General features: G+C 61.0%; 12 protein-coding genes and 1 pseudogene. 5 read left to right on the top strand and 8 right to left on the bottom strand.

Translation table 11 applies throughout. From position 1 onward, the window contains the following. Positions 1 to 59 precede the first annotated feature (59 nt). On the bottom strand, positions 60 to 1,049 hold the full coding sequence (locus ABL840_RS04760) for a DUF932 domain-containing protein (RefSeq protein ID WP_093299114.1): 990 nt from the start codon (positions 1,047 to 1,049) through the stop codon (positions 60 to 62). A gap of 869 nt (positions 1,050 to 1,918) precedes the next feature. Beyond that, a complete protein-coding gene (locus ABL840_RS04755) occupies positions 1,919 to 2,107 on the bottom strand; it encodes a hypothetical protein (RefSeq protein ID WP_143042881.1) in 189 nt (62 codons plus the stop codon). A gap of 260 nt (positions 2,108 to 2,367) precedes the next feature. On the opposite strand from ABL840_RS04755, the gene ABL840_RS04750 reads away from it, so the two are divergent. The 5 genes from ABL840_RS04750 to ABL840_RS04730 all read left to right on the top strand — a co-directional run bounded on the left by ABL840_RS04750 (position 2,368) and on the right by ABL840_RS04730 (position 9,568). Then, on the top strand, positions 2,368 to 3,672 hold the full coding sequence (locus ABL840_RS04750) for a TolC family protein (RefSeq protein WP_093299110.1): 1,305 nt from the start codon (positions 2,368 to 2,370) through the stop codon (positions 3,670 to 3,672). A 9-nt stretch (positions 3,673 to 3,681) separates the two neighbouring features. Then, on the top strand, positions 3,682 to 5,277 hold the full coding sequence (locus tag ABL840_RS04745; protein WP_093299107.1) for an efflux RND transporter periplasmic adaptor subunit: 1,596 nt from the start codon (positions 3,682 to 3,684) through the stop codon (positions 5,275 to 5,277). 12 nt (positions 5,278 to 5,289) lie between these two features. Continuing rightward, a complete protein-coding gene (locus tag ABL840_RS04740; RefSeq protein WP_093299105.1) occupies positions 5,290 to 8,538 on the top strand; it encodes a CusA/CzcA family heavy metal efflux RND transporter in 3,249 nt (1,082 codons plus the stop codon). Between the two features lie 66 nt (positions 8,539 to 8,604). Continuing rightward, positions 8,605 to 9,024, top strand: a complete 420-nt coding sequence (locus tag ABL840_RS04735; RefSeq protein ID WP_093299102.1) for a hypothetical protein — start codon at positions 8,605 to 8,607, stop codon at positions 9,022 to 9,024. A gap of 118 nt (positions 9,025 to 9,142) precedes the next feature. Further along, on the top strand, positions 9,143 to 9,568 hold the full coding sequence (locus ABL840_RS04730) for a hypothetical protein (RefSeq protein WP_143042880.1): 426 nt from the start codon (positions 9,143 to 9,145) through the stop codon (positions 9,566 to 9,568). Positions 9,569 to 10,560: 992 nt separating this feature from the next. Here ABL840_RS04730 and ABL840_RS04725 read toward each other — a convergent pair. The 6 genes and pseudogenes from ABL840_RS04725 to ABL840_RS04700 form a co-directional block, all read right to left on the bottom strand. Further along, a complete protein-coding gene (locus tag ABL840_RS04725) occupies positions 10,561 to 11,889 on the bottom strand; it encodes a heavy metal sensor histidine kinase (protein WP_228121890.1) in 1,329 nt (442 codons plus the stop codon). Beyond that, positions 11,886 to 12,569 (bottom strand): heavy metal response regulator transcription factor, encoded by a 684-nt coding sequence (locus ABL840_RS04720; RefSeq protein WP_093299094.1) that lies wholly within the window; start codon positions 12,567 to 12,569, stop codon positions 11,886 to 11,888. Before ABL840_RS04720 ends, ABL840_RS04725 begins: the two co-directional genes overlap by 4 nt. 308 nt (positions 12,570 to 12,877) lie before the next feature. After that, positions 12,878 to 13,072: pseudogene (locus tag ABL840_RS04715) on the bottom strand (transposase domain-containing protein); the annotation flags it as partial. 123 nt (positions 13,073 to 13,195) lie between these two features. Next, positions 13,196 to 14,197, bottom strand: a complete 1,002-nt coding sequence (locus ABL840_RS04710) for a tyrosine-type recombinase/integrase (protein ID WP_093299092.1) — start codon at positions 14,195 to 14,197, stop codon at positions 13,196 to 13,198. Further along, on the bottom strand, positions 14,190 to 15,146 hold the full coding sequence (locus tag ABL840_RS04705) for a tyrosine-type recombinase/integrase (RefSeq protein ID WP_093299901.1): 957 nt from the start codon (positions 15,144 to 15,146) through the stop codon (positions 14,190 to 14,192). Before ABL840_RS04705 ends, ABL840_RS04710 begins: the two co-directional genes overlap by 8 nt. Then, a complete protein-coding gene (locus ABL840_RS04700; protein WP_093299089.1) occupies positions 15,143 to 16,369 on the bottom strand; it encodes a tyrosine-type recombinase/integrase in 1,227 nt (408 codons plus the stop codon). Before ABL840_RS04700 ends, ABL840_RS04705 begins: the two co-directional genes overlap by 4 nt. Between the last annotated feature and the right edge of the window lie 83 nt (positions 16,370 to 16,452).

The raw sequence follows: 16,452 nt of genomic DNA, 5'->3' as shown, positions 1-16,452 counted from the left end.
ACGGGGCTTTTGGTAAGGGGGACGTGGTGGAGAGGCGGTGCCGAGGTTGGTTGTCTGCCTCATGAAGCGAGCTCAAGCGCATGGTCCAGCGCTCGCTGCTTCAGTGCGGCGCCCTGACCGAACCAGGCACTGTCAAGGCGGTACTCGCGGTTGCGGGCACGTCGTTCGTGGTCGACGTATTCGGTCATTGCACTCAGCAGGCCCCAGGCAGTGCCCCGAGCGGCTGCGAGTTCGGCGCCACGGCCTTTGCCTTCGTACAGTTGCAGAACCTTCCGCGCCGCCAACGCGCGCGGCACGGACTGCGCATTGGCATTGGACGCCGTTGGCTGATCCAGTTCGTCCGGCCCGTAGAGCACGCGCTGGATGTAGCCTTCGACTTCTTTGCTCTTGACTTTGCGCTCAGACAGGGCATTCATGCGATGCATGAAGTTGTCCCATTGCGACACAGCAATGCCCAACTGGCGTTTGATGGCGTCGGGGTCGAAGCTGGTGTTGTGTGGCACTCGAATGGCGTTGCTGCTCGCGCCGCTGATAGCCATGGTGAGGGTGTTGTGGCAAACAACCCTCACGGTTGTCGGCGTGACAGTGGTGGCCAGGGTGCCGTCGCAGGAGGTAGCGAGCAGCAGGTAGCCGTCGACAGCATCCGAGCCTTTGAGCACGGTGCGCTGGCCGGTGCGCGCCAAGGCCCAGAATTTCCGACCCGCCTTGAGAACGCCTGCTGTTTCCATCTCGCAGCCAGAGACCTCGATGAGGTCCCGGTAGAACTCGAGCACCGCCCGGGGCTGGACTACTTGGTAGCGATTGCTGACCACCGACAGGGCCGCCTTGGTATCGCTGCGATAGAGGACTTTCTGTTCCTCGAAGGACTTGAGGGTTTGGATACCACCAGTGCGCTCGCTTATGTAATGCACGGGCGTTTCGCAAATTGTCCAGGCCATACCTGCCTTCTGAGCCCAGACTTCCAGAGGCTGCTTCGGGGGGAGCTGGTGGCCCAGCAGATGCCAGGGGGTGTCGCCGGCGTAGGCCATGGTTTCGATGAGATGGGCCATGAATGATTGATTTCCTTTAAGAGTGAACACATGCGTAAGCCCGCGCCGCTCGCCGCAAGAGCAGCGTCCGGACGGGAATTCACGCCTACTTCCAGTTGATTTGGTGGATGACAGACAGGCGCGATCGCGACGGCACGAATGCCATCGATATTGCGCATCTGAGAACGGGAGGACAGACTCTGCTCGAGTGAACGGGTGAGTAATGCGAGTGTCTGATCCCATTTCACCTGGCCTGCTCATAGCGAGTGAGTCAAGAGAAATGCAATGAAATAGCGACTGCTCTACTGTTCTCGGGGGGTGATATAGGTCTGAAAAAAACTGGAATCGGAACTTAGGGGAGCTTCAATGAAAAAACAGGCGCTTCTGCGCGATTCGCCCCCTTGCCGAGACACAGAGGTCACTGCAGCGCCGCGCGTCGACGTCTTGTCGACGGCACTGCATCCGCCTGCTCAACGCGCGGGTTGTGTCAGGCGACACGACAAACTACCCCAGGGGGGCAGCTCCTGATGTCGCTTGACAGGTTGACGCTCGTTGGCTCATCGCGCCTGGTTGTCGGGCACTTGAAGCGTTTTTCATGAGGCCGCCGTTCCAGGGGGATCGCTGCCCCGCCTTCTGGTCTGCCACGCGGTCTACATGGACTTGCAGCACACACGCCACCACCGCGCCGCCACGGGCGGACGTTCCAGATTACAGCAATGTAATCTGGAAGTTCACTTTCTTGGCAAAATAGCTCATAGGATCTCGGTCGCAAGTCCCGTCTGCCCTATCCTTCGCGCTCCATTGGCGCTCTGCACAATCCAGGTTCTGAGTGACCTCGAGTCGAGTGCGCCTTCACGCTGCATATATAAAATTCCTCGATGGTCCGCTGCTTACTCGTCGTTTTGATGCTTTTGCTGCCCACCCAGTTCACTTGGGCGGCGGTCGCGACCTATTGCGAGCACGAGACTGCGCCAGCGTCGTTTCATATCGGGCACCATGACCATCAGCATAAGGCTGATCCCTTGGACCTCGCGCAACAAGAAGCCGATCTGGCGGACAAGCCCATATTTCTTGAACACGACGACTGCAGCTACTGTCAGACCGGTGTAGCTCAGTTTGGAGCAGCCTTGAACACGTCTTTCGTGGGTCCTCAGGGTCTCTCCTTTGTAGGAGCAACGTCCAAGCCCTACAACTTCAGGGTCGACGAGGACATCGATCGCCCGAAATGGATATGCGCCGCTTGACCCGGCGCGCCTCTGTCTTTACTTTTTCGCTCACAAACGATGTTCTGACGATCGCGCCGGATTCCCTTGTCTCGTTCCTTTGACTGGAGAATTCGATGTGCAGGTTTATCGTGCCGTTCGCGCTTGCGCTTACGGCATTCGCGGGCGGCAGTGCGTTCGCTCAAGGCAGCAGCTTGGGTACGCCCTCTGTGCCTAATCAGGCTTCTTTGCCTGTTGTCCCATCTTCTCCGCCCCTTACGTTGGCGGCCGCGATTCAGATCGCCCTGGATGGAAATCCCGAGATTGCTTCCTCGCGACGCGAGGTCGAAGCGATGGAAGGTGCACGTGTCCAGGCCGGGGTTTTTCAGAATCCCACGCTGAGCGTCGAGGTCGAAGATGTACGGCGCGACACACGCACGACCACAGTACTGCTGAGCCAGCCATTCGAACTTGGCGGCAAGCGGGGCGCACGTATCGAGGCGGCCGAGCGTGCCATCGACGTCGCGCGCGTGCAGCTCGAGACAAAATACGCAGACATTCGGGCGAATGTGACGGCTGCATTCTTCGCCACCCTGATCTCGCAGGACCGTGTGCGACTGGCGCAGGCATCGCTTGAACTTGCACGTACCGGCAGCGAGACGGCCGGCAAGCGCGTCACTGCAGGCAAGGTATCTCCGGTTGAGGAGACGAAAGCGAAGGTCGCGGAAGCCAATGTCCGACTGGAGCTGGTTCAGGCGCGTGGTGAGCTGCAGACAAACCTCTATCAGCTTCGTGCGTTGACGGGACCGACCGTGGCATTCGACGCGGTCGACGGCAATGCGCTGCAGATTCCCAAACCGCAGGCCCAGGAGACCATCGAGGACCGGATCACGAACGCGCCCTCCATGCGGCAGGCGCGCTTGGAAGTGCAGCGATACGGAGCTCTCTCGGAGCTCGAGAAGGCCAAGCGCATTCCGGACATCACCCTGAACGCGGGAACGATGCGCTCACGGGAGGTCGGACGCAGCCAGGCGGTCGTGGGCATCTCCGTGCCACTGCCCCTCTTCGATACCAATCGAGGAAACATCATGGAAGCGCTTCGACGTCAGGACAAGGCGGAAGAGGACGCTCGTGCGCTCGAACTCAGGCTGCGTGCCGATGTAGGCGGCGCGCGCCAGCGATATGTCACCACCCTGGCCGAGGTCGAAGCGCTCCAGTCGGACATCTTGCCGGGCGCGCAGACTGCGTTTGACGCGGCCACCAAAGGTTTCGAACTGGGCAAGTTCAGCTACCTGGATGCCCTCGACGCGCAGCGTACGTTGCTGCAGGCACGTTCGCAGTACCTGAGGTCGCTGTCCGAGCTGCATCGCTCCATCACTGATCTGGACCGCCTGCTTGGCGGCCCCGCCGCTGCAAGCGGCTCTCCCGCCTCCAATCCTTAAGGACCGATCATGGCCAACTCTTGGCAGTCGACGCTCGGCAAGCCCGGGCGCAAGCAGCTTTTCATCATCATTTTTCTCCTCATCGTCGGAGCAGCCGCAGGCGCGCTCATCTTGCGCGGCGGCTCATCCAAGAAAGCGGTCGAGGGCGCTGGCCATGCCGAGGAAACTGCCAAGGGCGACGACGGGCACGGCCACGGCAAGAGCGCCGAGGACGACGGCCACGGGCATGGCAAATCCGAAGAAGGCGGACACGAAGAGGAGTCCGCACCCAAGGGACCCAACGGCGGGCAGCGTTTCACCGAAGGCGATTTCAGCATCGAGCTGAAGCTCGCCGAGGAGAACGGCGAGCCAAGGTTCAAGGCCTGGCTCTATGACAAGGAAAAGCCGATCGCGCCGACCGACGCTGAGATAACGGTGACGTTGAATCGCCCGAACGGCGACCAGCAAGAAGTCAAGCTGGTGCCGGTCGCAGGCGTTCTGACGAGCCAAGAGACGGTGGCGGAGCCTCATATCTTCGAAGCCACGATCGCCGTGCAGACGCCGAAAGAACCGTACCTGTTCACGTTCAATCAGCAAGAGGGCAAGGTCAACATGACCGACGCCCAGATCAAGGCATCGAGCATCACGCTCGATACCAGCACACCGGAATCGATTCGCAGCGGGCTCCAGTTCCCGGGCGAGATCCGCTTCAACGAGGACCGCACTGCGCACATCGTCCCGCGGGTCGCCGGCGTCGTTGACAGCGTCAGCGCGAACCTCGGGGAACGGGTCAAGAAGGGGCAGGTACTGGCGGTCGTTTCCAGCGCCGCGATCTCCGAGACCCGTTCTGAACTTCAGGCTGCCCAGCGGCGGCGCGAGCTCGCCAAGACCACCTACGATCGCGAAAAATCGCTCTGGGAGCAGAAGATTTCACCGGAGCAGGATGTCCTCCAGGCCCAGCAAGCGCTTCGTGAGGCAGAGATCAGCGTGGCCAATGCGACGCAAAAACTGCTGACCGTCGGTGCGTCGACCAGCAGCAGTTCTCTGGGGCGCTTCGAGCTGCGTGCACCCTTCGACGGCATGGTCGTGGAGAAGCACATCGCCCTGGGTGAATCAGTCAAGGAAGACGCGAGCGTGTTCACCATCTCCGACCTGTCCAATGTGTGGGCCGAGATGAACGTTCCCGCACGCGACCTCCAGCAGGTGCGCGTGGGTGAGCGTGTCGTCGTGCGATCTGGCGCCTTCGATGCAACGACCAACGGCACCGTCGCCTACGTCGGCTCTCTGATCGGCGAGCAGACTCGTACTGCGCGTGCTCGCGTGGTGTTGCCCAATCCGCAAGGCGCCTGGCGACCGGGGCTCTTCGTCAGCGTTGAAGTCCTCGCCAGCGAAGTCGTCTCGCCCGTGACTGTCGCCTCCTCCGCTCTGCAGACCATCGAGGACAAACCTGTCGTCTTCCTCAAGGTCCCTGGCGGATTCGTGCCGCAGCCTGTGCAGATCGGCCGTACGGATGGCAAGCGCGTGGAAATCGTGAGTGGCCTGAAAGCGGGCGCGACGTACGCTGCCGCGGGCAGCTTCGTCGTGAAATCCGAGCAGGGCAAGGGCTCTGCGACCCATACGCATTGAGGCGAAAAACGCATGTTTGAACGCATCATTCGCTTCGCCATCGAACAACGATGGTTGATCCTGCTGGCCGTGGTGGCGATGGCAGGCCTTGGCGTATACAACTACCAAAAGCTACCGATCGACGCCGTCCCGGACATCACCAACGTCCAGGTCCAGATCAATACAGGTGCTCCCGGGTACTCACCGCTGGAAACGGAACAGCGCGTGACCTTCCCTATCGAGACCGTCATGGCCGGGCTGCCTGGGCTGCTCCAGACGCGCTCGCTGTCGCGCTACGGTCTCTCGCAAGTCACCGTGATCTTCAAGGACGGGACCGACGTCTACTTTGCGCGCCAGCTCGTCAACGAACGCCTCCAATCTGCAAGCGGTGAGATGCCTGAAGGCGTCCATCCGCAGGTAGGTCCCATTTCCACGGGCCTTGGGGAAATCTACCTTTGGACGGTGGAAGCGAAGGACGGGGCGAAAAAACCCGATGGCACTCCGTACACCTCGACGGACCTGAGAGAGATTCAGGACTGGATCATCAAGCCGCAACTGCGCAACGTGGCTGGTGTCACCGAAATCAATTCGATCGGTGGCTATGAGAAGCAATACCAGATTGCCCCCATTCCAGAGAAGCTGTCCGCGCATGGGCTGTCGATGGCGGACGTGGTCAAGGCGCTGGAACGCAACAACACAAACGTTGGCGCGGGGTACATCGAACGTCGCGGCGAGCAGTACCTCATTCGAGCGCCTGGCCAGGCGCGAGGCGTGGAGGATCTGCGCAACATCATTCTTTCTAGCAACGGAAGCACGCCGGTCCGCGTGCGCGACGTCGCGGAGGTCGGGATCGGGAAGGAACTGCGCACAGGTGCGGCGACCGACAACGGCCGTGAGGTCGTGCTCGGCACCGTTTTCATGTTGATCGGCGAAAACAGCCGCATCGTCTCGCAGGCAGTCGCGAAAAAGATGGCGGACATCAACCGCACGCTTCCTGAAGGCGTCGAAGCTATCACCGTCTACGACCGGACCGTGCTCGTCGACAAGGCGATCGCAACGGTCAAAAAGAACCTGCTGGAAGGCGCTGTGCTCGTGATCGTGGTGCTCTTCCTTTTCCTGGGGAACATGCGCGCCGCGGTGATCACGGCGATGGTGATTCCGCTGTCGATGCTTTTCACCTTCACTGGCATGGTCAATCAGAAGGTCAGCGCCAACCTGATGAGTCTGGGCGCGCTCGACTTCGGCATCATCATCGACGGGGCGGTCGTGATCGTGGAGAACTGCGTGCGCAGGTTGGCTCATGCTCAGCACAGGCACGGGCGACCGCTGACCCGCAAGGAACGCTTCCACGAGGTCTTCGCCGCTTCTCAGGAGGCTCGCCGCGCGCTGCTCTTCGGGCAACTGATCATCATGATCGTCTATCTGCCCATCTTCGCGCTCACCGGCGTCGAAGGGAAGATGTTCCATCCGATGGCCCTCACCGTTGTGATCGCCTTGCTCGGCGCGATGATTCTTTCAGTCACGTTCATTCCCGCGGCCGTTGCGCTTTTCATCGGAAAGACGGTTTCGGAGAAGGAAAACCGCCTGATGGGCTGGGCCAAGAAAGCGTATGAGCCGATGCTGGTACGCGTGCTCGAGGCCAAAGCGGTGGTTCTCACGGTCGCCGGCATTGCAGTGGTCCTCGCCGGCTTGCTGGCAACCCGACTGGGCAGCGAGTTCATCCCGAACTTGAACGAGGGTGATTTTGCCGTGCAGGCGTTGCGCATTCCCGGAACGAGCCTGAGCCAGTCCCTGCAGATGCAGCAGCAGCTGGAGCGCACGCTGAAGGAGAAATTCCCGGAGATCGAGCGGATCTTTGCGCGCACAGGCACTGCGGAGATCGCCTCCGATCCGATGCCGCCGAACATCTCGGATGCGTATGTGATGCTGAAGCCGGTAGATCAATGGCCCGAGCCCAGGCGCACGCGCCAGGAGGTTGTCCAGGCGGTGCAGAAGGAAGTCTCCAGGATTCCCGGCAACAACTACGAGTTCTCCCAGCCCATCCAGTTGCGCTTCAATGAACTGGTTTCGGGCGTACGGGCCGACGTTGCCGTGAAGGTGTTTGGCGACGACATGGATGTACTGAACAAGACCGCACGCGAGATCGAAGGCGTTTTGAAGTCGATCCCAGGCGCGGCCGAAGTCAACGTGGAACAGACAACAGGTCTGCCTATGCTGACCGTGAACATCGATCGGGACAAGGCCACGCGCTATGGGCTGAACATCGCGGATGTGCAGGACACCATCGCCACTGCCGTCGGCGGTCGCAATGCAGGCACTCTCTTCGAGGGAGATAGGCGCTTCGACATTGTTGTCAGGCTGCCGGACAACGTGAGAGGCGACCTCGAGGCGATCAAGCGCCTTCCCATAGCGCTGCCCGCCAGCGCGGCTGCGGCCGACGTCGCCGGGGCCACGTCCGTTGCCGGCGCTGGAACAGGCGCTGCACGCGTGAACTTCATCCCATTGGGTGAGGTCGCCACGCTGGAGCTTGCGCCGGGCCCCAACCAGGTGAGTCGAGAGGATGGGAAACGCCGCATCGTCGTCAGCGCCAACGTACGCGGCCGTGATCTCGGGTCCTTCGTCAGTGAAGCGACGGGAGCACTCGATTCGCAGGTGAAGATCCCGACCGGCTACTGGACCACCTGGGGCGGCCAGTTTGAGAACCTTCAGTCCGCCACCAAGCGCTTGCAAATCGTCGTGCCTGTCGCTTTGCTGCTGGTCTTTACGCTGCTGTTCGCCATGTTCGGCAACATGAAGGACGGGTTGATCGTGTTCACCGGCATTCCGTTTGCGCTCACCGGCGGCATTCTGGCGTTGTGGTTGCGTGACATCCCGCTGTCGATCACCGCAGCCGTCGGGTTCATTGCGCTATCGGGGGTCGCCGTTCTCAACGGCCTGGTGATGATTTCCTTCATCCGGAACCTTCGCGAGGGGGGGGCGTCGTTGGACCACGCCATTCACGAGGGGGCACTCACCCGCCTTCGCCCGGTGCTCATGACCGCACTCGTCGCGTCTTTGGGCTTCGTGCCGATGGCAATCGCGACAGGCACAGGGGCCGAGGTGCAGCAACCGCTCGCGACTGTGGTGATCGGCGGGATTCTTTCCTCCACGGCGCTGACGTTGTTGGTGCTTCCAGTGCTCTACCGGCTGGCACATGGTCGAGACGAGGAGGAGGCTGTGTTCAACGAGGCTCAGAAGCAAGCCGCATTGGAGCATGAGATCCCCCCACAGCCAGCCGCCTAGGGTCAGTACCGTGATTGCCCCCGCACGGCCGTTCAACGGGGGCGCCATTCATATCTGAGAGCGATCATGAAACTCGCAACATTCATCGCAGCCGCCACGCTCGGCATTTCGAGCGGCGCATTCGCTGCTGACGACCACAAGGGGCACGACCACGAAGGCAAAGGGGCAGCAGCCCATAAGGATGAGGCCAAGCCCGCGCATGGCGGCATCGTGACGGTCGCAAAGGATGTGAGCTACGAGCTCGTTGCTCGGCCCGATCTGATTTCCCTGTACGTGTCGGACCACGGCAAGCCCGTGGATCTCGCCGGCGCTACCGCCAAGGTGACCTTGCTGTCGTCGGGCAAGAAGGAGGAAGTCACGCTGGCGCCGGCCACGGACTCTCTCCAGGCAAAAGGCAGTTTCGCCGTGGGGGCGGGCACCAAAGTGGTCGCCAACGTTTCCCTGAAGGGCCAGGCACCGCAGCCCATTCGGTTTAACCTCAAGTGAAAAGCTGATGACCAAACTGTAATCCTGCAGTTAGAAGTCTGGAGGACTGGTTTTTTAAAGTTCACTCACGCAGTCGAGAACGGCGGCGTATGAACCCACCAATCCAAAGGACCTCCTCATGCAAATCTCCTCGCTTCGACTGCCCCTTGCCTCCATGCTTCTCGCTGCCGCGGCGGTTCCAGCCTTCGCCGGTAACTATGCAGAAGGCGACCCGCGCCCTGTTGCTCAAACATCCAACGTTTCCAGCCCTGCCGTGGCCGCAGAGACACGTGCCTGGATGGCCGCCGCTCCCACGCTCGGCTACCCGGAGGGCAACCCTCAAGCCGTCGTGCAGGTGCAGCAAAAGACCCGTGCGGCAGTGCAGGCCGACACGATGAACTGGATCAAATCTGGCCTTGGCGCGCTCAGCTACAGCGATGCATTCGCAAGCGGCAATCATCCGGCTTACGCCAAGGCAAACCGCGCATACGCACAGCTTCGTGGCTCAAGCGACGCTGCCAGTGCATCGCTGACGCCAGTTAACGGAAATGCCGTCACGCGCTGATTCGAAGGGGCCGCTGCCCGCTGCAGCAAGTTTGCAGGCAACTGACCCGAGCAGACAGGACATAGCCTCCAGTCGCAATCGCCACCTAGCCTCGGTATCCACGAGGCGGATAAATCAGGACACCACGCTGGGACCACCCAGGTGGTGTTCTTTTTTGTTTATGACATTTCGATGACCAATATGTAATCCGGTTGCAGGCCAAGTGTTCGAAAGGCTTTCTAGAGTCGTTAAACGCCCCGGACTCTTCGGGGCGGAATACAAAGGAGACCTTAATGTCGATTCGCACTCTTCGTTCCGCTGTGACCGCAGCAGTTCTCGTCGCTGCAACTCTGTCGGCCGCAAGCGCGTCCGCCGCTGGCGCCTACCACCCCTCACCCAATGAAGCCGGGGCGACCTACCACCTAGAGCATGCCTCCAAGCGAAGCCGGGCAGACATCGACTCCGACCTGAACTCGGCAATGAAGCATCCTGCTTGGAATGCTGCGAGTCGGGGTGCGCCATGGCCCGTCGCCAAGACGGGCGAACCCAAAACTCGCGCACAGGTAGTCGCCGAACTCGACGGTGCAATGAAGCATCCCGCATGGAATTCAGTTAGCCGCGGTGCACCTTGGCCACCAGTGTTGAACAATCCTAAGTAAAAAAGAAGGCGCTCCCTTCCTGAGCGCCGATCCTTCGCTTCGCGACAAACCGCCAACGACTTCGTTCGTCGAAACTGAGAGCGGGTGCGGGTGTAAATGGCAGTCGACATCACGCGTTGGACTAAGAACCTTGTGGCCAATGCAAAGAACAACTGCTCCGAGGTATACGCCAGATTCAGTTGCGTACGCATGACCGTGCCTGTGACTCAGTTGGTGTTAACCGCGCAGTAAACAACTGTGGCCCGCTGGGCCCCATGCATCGCAGGTCTTCTGATGAGTCAGCGTTCGAATTAGAGGTCGAGACAAATCCACCAGTCGAGCTATGTGTCGGCAAGAGTAAGCATCCGCTCTGATTCAGTCTCCGCTCGATTCTGGCTGGGCCAGCAAGATCCCAATGCGCGTCACGCCCCCACCCGAAGAGGCGAACGTCGACCCGCCGTGCATGCGTGCGATGGCCGACACAATCGTTAGACCCAGCCCATGGTGGCTGGAGGATCCAGAGCGGGAGCGATCCGCCCGATAGAAGCGCTCAAACAGATGCGGCAGCGCGGATGGGTCGATCGGCTCCCCTCGGTTGTCCACGAAAAGCTTGACCGCGCTCCCTTCTTGCTCGATTGCCACGCGGATGAGGCTCTGTGGTGTAGCGTATCGGATCGCGTTGCTCACCAGGTTCGAGACGGCACGCCGAAGCAGGCCAACGTCTACAAGGAGATTTGCGTCGCCATCGATCTTTAGAGAAAGCTCGGAGGCCTCTAGCTCGGCCTCATGGAACTCGGCAACGGCCGCAACTTGCTCGGCAATGCTTACAGGCCCGGTTCGTCGTGCACGTGCTCCACGATCTGCCTTGGATAGAAAGAGCATGTCCGTCACGATGTTTGAGAGGCGGTGCGCCTCTTCCAATTGGGAACTCAACGCATCTTGGAGTGCGGTGACGGATCGTGCCTGGCTCAGTTCGACTTCCGCTTGGGCGATCATGTTCGCCAAAGGCGTTCTGAGTTCATGCGCGACATCGGCGTTGAATGACTCGAGCTGCTCGTATGCACCTTGAACTCGCTCGAGCAAAGCGTTGAATTGCCCCACCCATGGCTGCAGTTCGCTTGCGTACTTCGAAGCGTCGATTCGAATGCCGGCGTTTTCCGGTCCTGCTTCTGCGGTCTTGGCCGCGAGGAGCTTGAGCTGTTTCAGCCCACGGCGAACCACCAAGGATCCGGTAAACGCGACCAGCAACGACCCCAAGGTGGTTGCCAGAAATAGAGTCCATGCGAGCCGGCGCAGCAACAAGTCATCCTTGGAGACATCGAGTGTCAGTTGCAACTTGATCGGCTTGCCGTCGATTGCGAGTCCCTCGAGCATGCGGTCCTGCGTGACCCAGTTGCCCTTGGCGGCCGGACCCGGCGGCAGGTAGACCTGCTCCTTGCCAACCCACACCGCTGCAGCTGCATCCGGGTGCGAAAGGAAGTAGTCACCAAGCTTGTGCCGTAAGGCGTCAAGATCGGGAGGATTGCTAGTCTCTTCGACCACATGCTGAACGAGCTCGATATACCTCGTGAACTCTTCCGATTGCTTGAGCTGAAAGCTCCATCGGGTCGCGGCATACACGGCCACGCACACGAAGCTCAAGCCAATCAAGGTTTGTATCGCGAACCAGCGCGACAGCGATGTCTGGATGGATTTGTCTTTCACGCCGATTCTGCTTCTCGCGACTCGAGTACATACCCCATACCTCGAACTGTATGGAGCAGCTTCACCTCGAAAGGATCATCGATCTTCATCCGAAGCCGTCTCACGGCCACCTCGACCACGTTGGTATCGCTGTCGAAGTTCATTCCCCAGACTTGGTCAGCCAGAATCGCTCGTGGAAGAATCTGGCCTTGCCGGCGCAGCAGAAGCGAAAGCAGGGCAAATTCCTTGGCCGTCAGCTCCAGCCGCTTCGAACCCCGCGTCGCCTTGCGCGTGGTGAGATCCAATTGAAGGTCCGCCAGTGCGTAGCGCGTTGTTTCCTGCAGTGTTCCACGACGCAGAAGCGCTCGGATGCGCGCCTGCAATTCCGAGAAGGCGAAAGGCTTTGCGAGATAGTCATCTGCACCACTTTCCAAACCCTTGACGCGATCGGCCACATCGTCCCGTGCGGTCAGCATCAACACGGGAATGGAAGAAGACTTGCGGATCGCTTCGAGGATCTTGAAGCCGTCGATGCCCGGCAGCATCACATCCAGGACGATCGCATCGTAGTTTCCTGTCAACGCCATGCCCAGCCCTTCAGCACCATCGCGCGCGAGATCGACGTTGAAGCCGCTTTCCACCAGGCCCTTGCGCAGGTAGTCCCCCAACTTCACTTCGTCTTCGATTACTAGTAGGTGCATTTTTTTGATCGTAACTTCGCGATGAGAGGGGAACGATTACATTTCGGTAATCTACGAACCCTCCTCCGCACAGCAAATGCAACCGCCGCCCTTGTTCGGCGAAATTGACTTTGATCACGCCACACAACCCATGTGGCACCTCCCGACAGGGAAGGCGCGCTACGTGTGTGCCTGCGAGGCACGAACAGGGCTCGCTCCACAATCCAGGTTGCGAATCGAATTCTTGCCGTTCATGGTCAGGCTCTCCGTAAGCGGATGGGCGCTCCATCTTGACGGTGATGAGCGGCGCGGCTGCCCCTGCTGCAGAGTCAGGTGAGCGGTTGCCAGCGATGTGGCAGGAGATCGTCAATTCGGCTGTTCAGGTGCGTGGGCAAGCGCTCCAGGACGTCCTTGAGGTAGGCATGCGGGTCGTGGCCGCACAGGCGTGCCGACTGCACCAGGCTCATCACGATGGCGGCGCGCTGACCAGCCAGTTCGCTGCCGGCGAACAGCCAGGCGCGGCGTTCATGCTCTTGTGTTCATGAGCGCCGTAATGCGAAGTGCGCTTTTATGCGAAGTCGGGATGTCGACACTGCGATCGGTCCGAGGGACATGAAGGAACTCGTTCCCATGACCGCTTCGCAGAATCACAGCGCCTTCAGGAACGCCAGCAGAGCCTTGGGCGGACGGTACGTAGTGAGCTTCACCTGCGGTGCCTTCAGGCGCGCCAATGCCCGCTCCTTCATCGCCAGGTCCGCCTCGACGTACATGTGCGTTGTCGCTGGACTCTCGTGTCCGAGCCACAAGGCGATCTCGCACGGGTCGGCGCCTGACTGAAGCAAGCACATTGCCGTGGCGTGTCTAACCAGGTGCGGCGACACCGACATGCTGATCAAGTCGGGGTATTTGCGAGAGGCGATCTGCACGGCGAGCTTCAGACGCTGAGCGACGTTGGCCCGCGTCATAGGCTTGCCGTCGCGGCGCGGCAGCAGCGGCGAGTCGGCGTGAAGTTCTGGGTTCAGGTGGAGCCAATCCCTCACCGCCCTGGCGCTGGTCTTCCACAGCGGCAATGAGCGCTGCTTGCGTCCTTTGCCGTGCAGCCGGATGCTCGACGTCGGGCCGAGCACGACGTCTTCCACCCGAACGCCGAGGATCTCCGAGACACGGGCCCCGGTGTTGAACATCAGCGCGAACATCAGGCGATCTCGCTGGCCGATCCAGGTGTCGCCCGGCGCGTCGATCAAGGCGAGCATCTGTTGCCTGGGGACGAAGCCCACCATCTTGCGATCGAAGCGCTTCATCGGTACAGCCAGGGCTTGCTCAATGAGGCCCAGGTGAAGCGGGTCGCGTCTCGCGGCGAACTTCAGGAAGGAGCGCACTGCGGCCAGCCGGATGTTGCGGCTGCGCACTGAGCTGTGTCGTTCCTGCTCAAGGTAATCAAGGAAGCCGACGAGGAACTTCGCAGTGACGTCGGTCAGCTCCATGCTGTTCGGCTCCTTGCCCTGCCGTTGCGCGTAGCGCAGCAGCAGCACGAATGTGTCTCGGTACGAAGCCACCGTGCACGGGCTCAGGGCTCGCTGTTGGAGCATGTAGTCGGTGAAGAACTCCTGCACCAGGGTCGCGAAGCTCGGCGATGTCGGCTTACTCATCGCCGTCTCCTGCGAGCGAGAAGCGCTCGAACTTTGCGCCGACGATGTCCATCAATTCAGGTACGCCTGTGAGATACCAGTAGGTGTCGGTGATCTTGGCGTGGCCAAGGTAGGTGCACAGCCAGAACATCGCCTGGTCAATGGACACACCAGTCTCATGCCAGAGCTGAACGCGTCGAACTGCCATCGTGTGCCGAAGGTCGTGCAGGCGCGGGTTGGTGTGGTCGCCTCGCGTGCACCACCCCAATCGAGGTCGTAGGCGTTTGAAGACGTGCTCGGCAGTACTTGCGGGCAAGAATCCACCGATGCGGGAGACGAAGAATGGCGCATCCGCATCGGAGTCGGCGTGCCGGTCGCGCATGTGCCGATACTCCATCAGCGCCTGCACCACGCTGGCATGGATCGGAAGACAGCGGGACTTGTGGAACTTGGTCTCCCGTACAGTGATTGTCGCGACGTCCAGATCAATGTCGCCGACCCGAAGTTTCAACGCTTCGGAGATCCTGAGCCCGACGGCTGCCAGAAGCCCGAACAGCGTGCGGTACATCAGCGGGCGCAAGCCCCCCAAGGGGGCCAGGCCATCGGCGTACCGTAGCAGTTGCAGGATCTCTTCGTTGGTGTAAATGTGCGGCGTCAGTCTGCGGTGACCGCGGCCGAGGGCGTTCGTCGGCAGCACTTCGGTGTCCACCTCGAATTGCCGGTAGTAGGCCGCAAACGGCCGCAGGATCTCGATCCTGCGCGCCGCGGTCACTGTGTCGGTGCGGTGAACATGCTGCCGCGCCCATTCGACCTGCAATTCCCGCGTCAACGGCCCCTTGTGGCCGCGGGCGTCGGCGAAGCGGGCGAACCGCATCAGCTCGGTGGCCGGCGCCTTCAACGCAAAGCCGAGCTGCCGACGTTCCTTGAGGTAGCGCTGCACAGTCGCCTGCAGCGTCGTCTCGGCCTTCATGCCGTGCTCCCCGGCCATGGCATTGCCACAGCGCCAAGGCGATTCATGTCGACCTTGGCGTAAATGAGTGTGGTGTCGAGGTGGCGGTGACGCAGCACATCGGCTACTTCCTTGAGTGTGCCCCCGGTGTCGAGCAGTCGGCTGGCCAGGGTGTGGCGAAGGATATGCACGCGGGTATAGGGCAAGCCACAGCGTCGATAGGCATTGCGCACGGTGTTGCGCACGACGTCCGGGCCCACGGGTTCGTCGGCCGGCGCCACGTGCCGGACGAACACCTGCCGGTTGACCGTCAGAGGTCGCTCCATCCGTAGGTACTCGGCGATGGCGCGGCCGGTCGCCGGCGGCAAGGGCATCAAGTCCGTGCGCCGGGTCTTGCACTTGGCGATGCGCAAGGTGCCGGCCGTCCAGTCGATGTCGTCCAGCGCAAGGCGGCTGACTTCGTGGGTGCGCAATCCGAGGTCCACGAAGCATCGCACGATCGCGTATGAGCGAAGGCGCGAAGGCAGCCCGGGCGGGAAGGCATCGAGCAATCGCTCGACATCGTTGCGCGACAGCGTCTGCGGCAGCGGCGCCAAGCGCCACCGCGCCGGTGACCCAATCACCGGTAACAAATGCTCGACACGGTCGCCTTCGAAGGCTCTGAAGTGCAAGTAGCCGCGCAATGCCGTGGCGATCACGCCCCCACTGGCCGGCGACACGCGGTCGAGTTCCTGAGCAATGAATCGCCGCAGTTGCTCCGCGCTCGGCGTGACCGCCGCAGCCTTGCGAATTAATGCGTCCACGATCTTCAGTCGCCGAAGACGAGTACTTCGAGCCAAGCCCCTGGCCTGTTGCATATGCTCGTCATAGCGGTGCAGTGCCTCTTCAATCGGGTCGACCCGACGTCTGTCTGTCACGATCCCGGAGTTCCCAAGAACTACTCTCAGGTGTTGCAGTGCAGCTCGAACTTGGTGGCGACAACGATGCGCCAGGGACGGGCAAGTACAGCGTGGCAAATGCTCATCGATGAACCTCGCGATCGCGTGATCGAGGTCATCCAGCGGATGACGACATCGACGAATCCATCGCGCGAAGTGCGCGAGGCAGCAGAGGTACGACCTCGCCGTGCTGGGCGCATAGCGCCGCTCGGTCAAGTAGCTCCAATAGGCAGGTACTGACGGCGCAAGCGCGCTCGAGCGAAGCCATGACGCGGCCGTCGGATGAAGGGTATCAAAAGCATCCATGATCGTCTCCTGAGGTGGGGTTGACACCGCAGGAGACGCTTACTTTTATGCGAAGTCCAGAGCCATCCGGATGCGCCTCAGAC

This window comes from Variovorax sp. NFACC27, assembly GCF_048301545.1.
In the GTDB taxonomy this organism is placed as follows: Bacteria; Pseudomonadota; Gammaproteobacteria; order Burkholderiales; family Burkholderiaceae_C; genus Variovorax; species Variovorax gossypii.
This window is presented reverse-complemented; position numbering and strand designations above follow the sequence as displayed.

Excerpts from the sequence above, each read along its gene's own strand:
- ABL840_RS04760 (WP_093299114.1), bottom strand. The coding sequence starts at position 1,049 with ATGGCCCATCTCATCGAAACCATGGCCTACGCCGGCGACACCCCCTGG.
- ABL840_RS04750 (WP_093299110.1), top strand. The coding sequence starts at position 2,368 with ATGTGCAGGTTTATCGTGCCGTTCGCGCTTGCGCTTACGGCATTCGCG.
- ABL840_RS04745 (WP_093299107.1), top strand. The coding sequence starts at position 3,682 with ATGGCCAACTCTTGGCAGTCGACGCTCGGCAAGCCCGGGCGCAAGCAG.
- ABL840_RS04740 (WP_093299105.1), top strand. The coding sequence starts at position 5,290 with ATGTTTGAACGCATCATTCGCTTCGCCATCGAACAACGATGGTTGATC.
- ABL840_RS04735 (WP_093299102.1), top strand. The coding sequence starts at position 8,605 with ATGAAACTCGCAACATTCATCGCAGCCGCCACGCTCGGCATTTCGAGC.
- ABL840_RS04730 (WP_143042880.1), top strand. The coding sequence starts at position 9,143 with ATGCAAATCTCCTCGCTTCGACTGCCCCTTGCCTCCATGCTTCTCGCT.
- ABL840_RS04720 (WP_093299094.1), bottom strand. The coding sequence starts at position 12,569 with ATGCACCTACTAGTAATCGAAGACGAAGTGAAGTTGGGGGACTACCTG.
- ABL840_RS04710 (WP_093299092.1), bottom strand. The coding sequence starts at position 14,197 with ATGAGTAAGCCGACATCGCCGAGCTTCGCGACCCTGGTGCAGGAGTTC.
- ABL840_RS04705 (WP_093299901.1), bottom strand. The coding sequence starts at position 15,146 with ATGAAGGCCGAGACGACGCTGCAGGCGACTGTGCAGCGCTACCTCAAG.
- ABL840_RS04700 (WP_093299089.1), bottom strand. The coding sequence starts at position 16,369 with ATGGATGCTTTTGATACCCTTCATCCGACGGCCGCGTCATGGCTTCGC.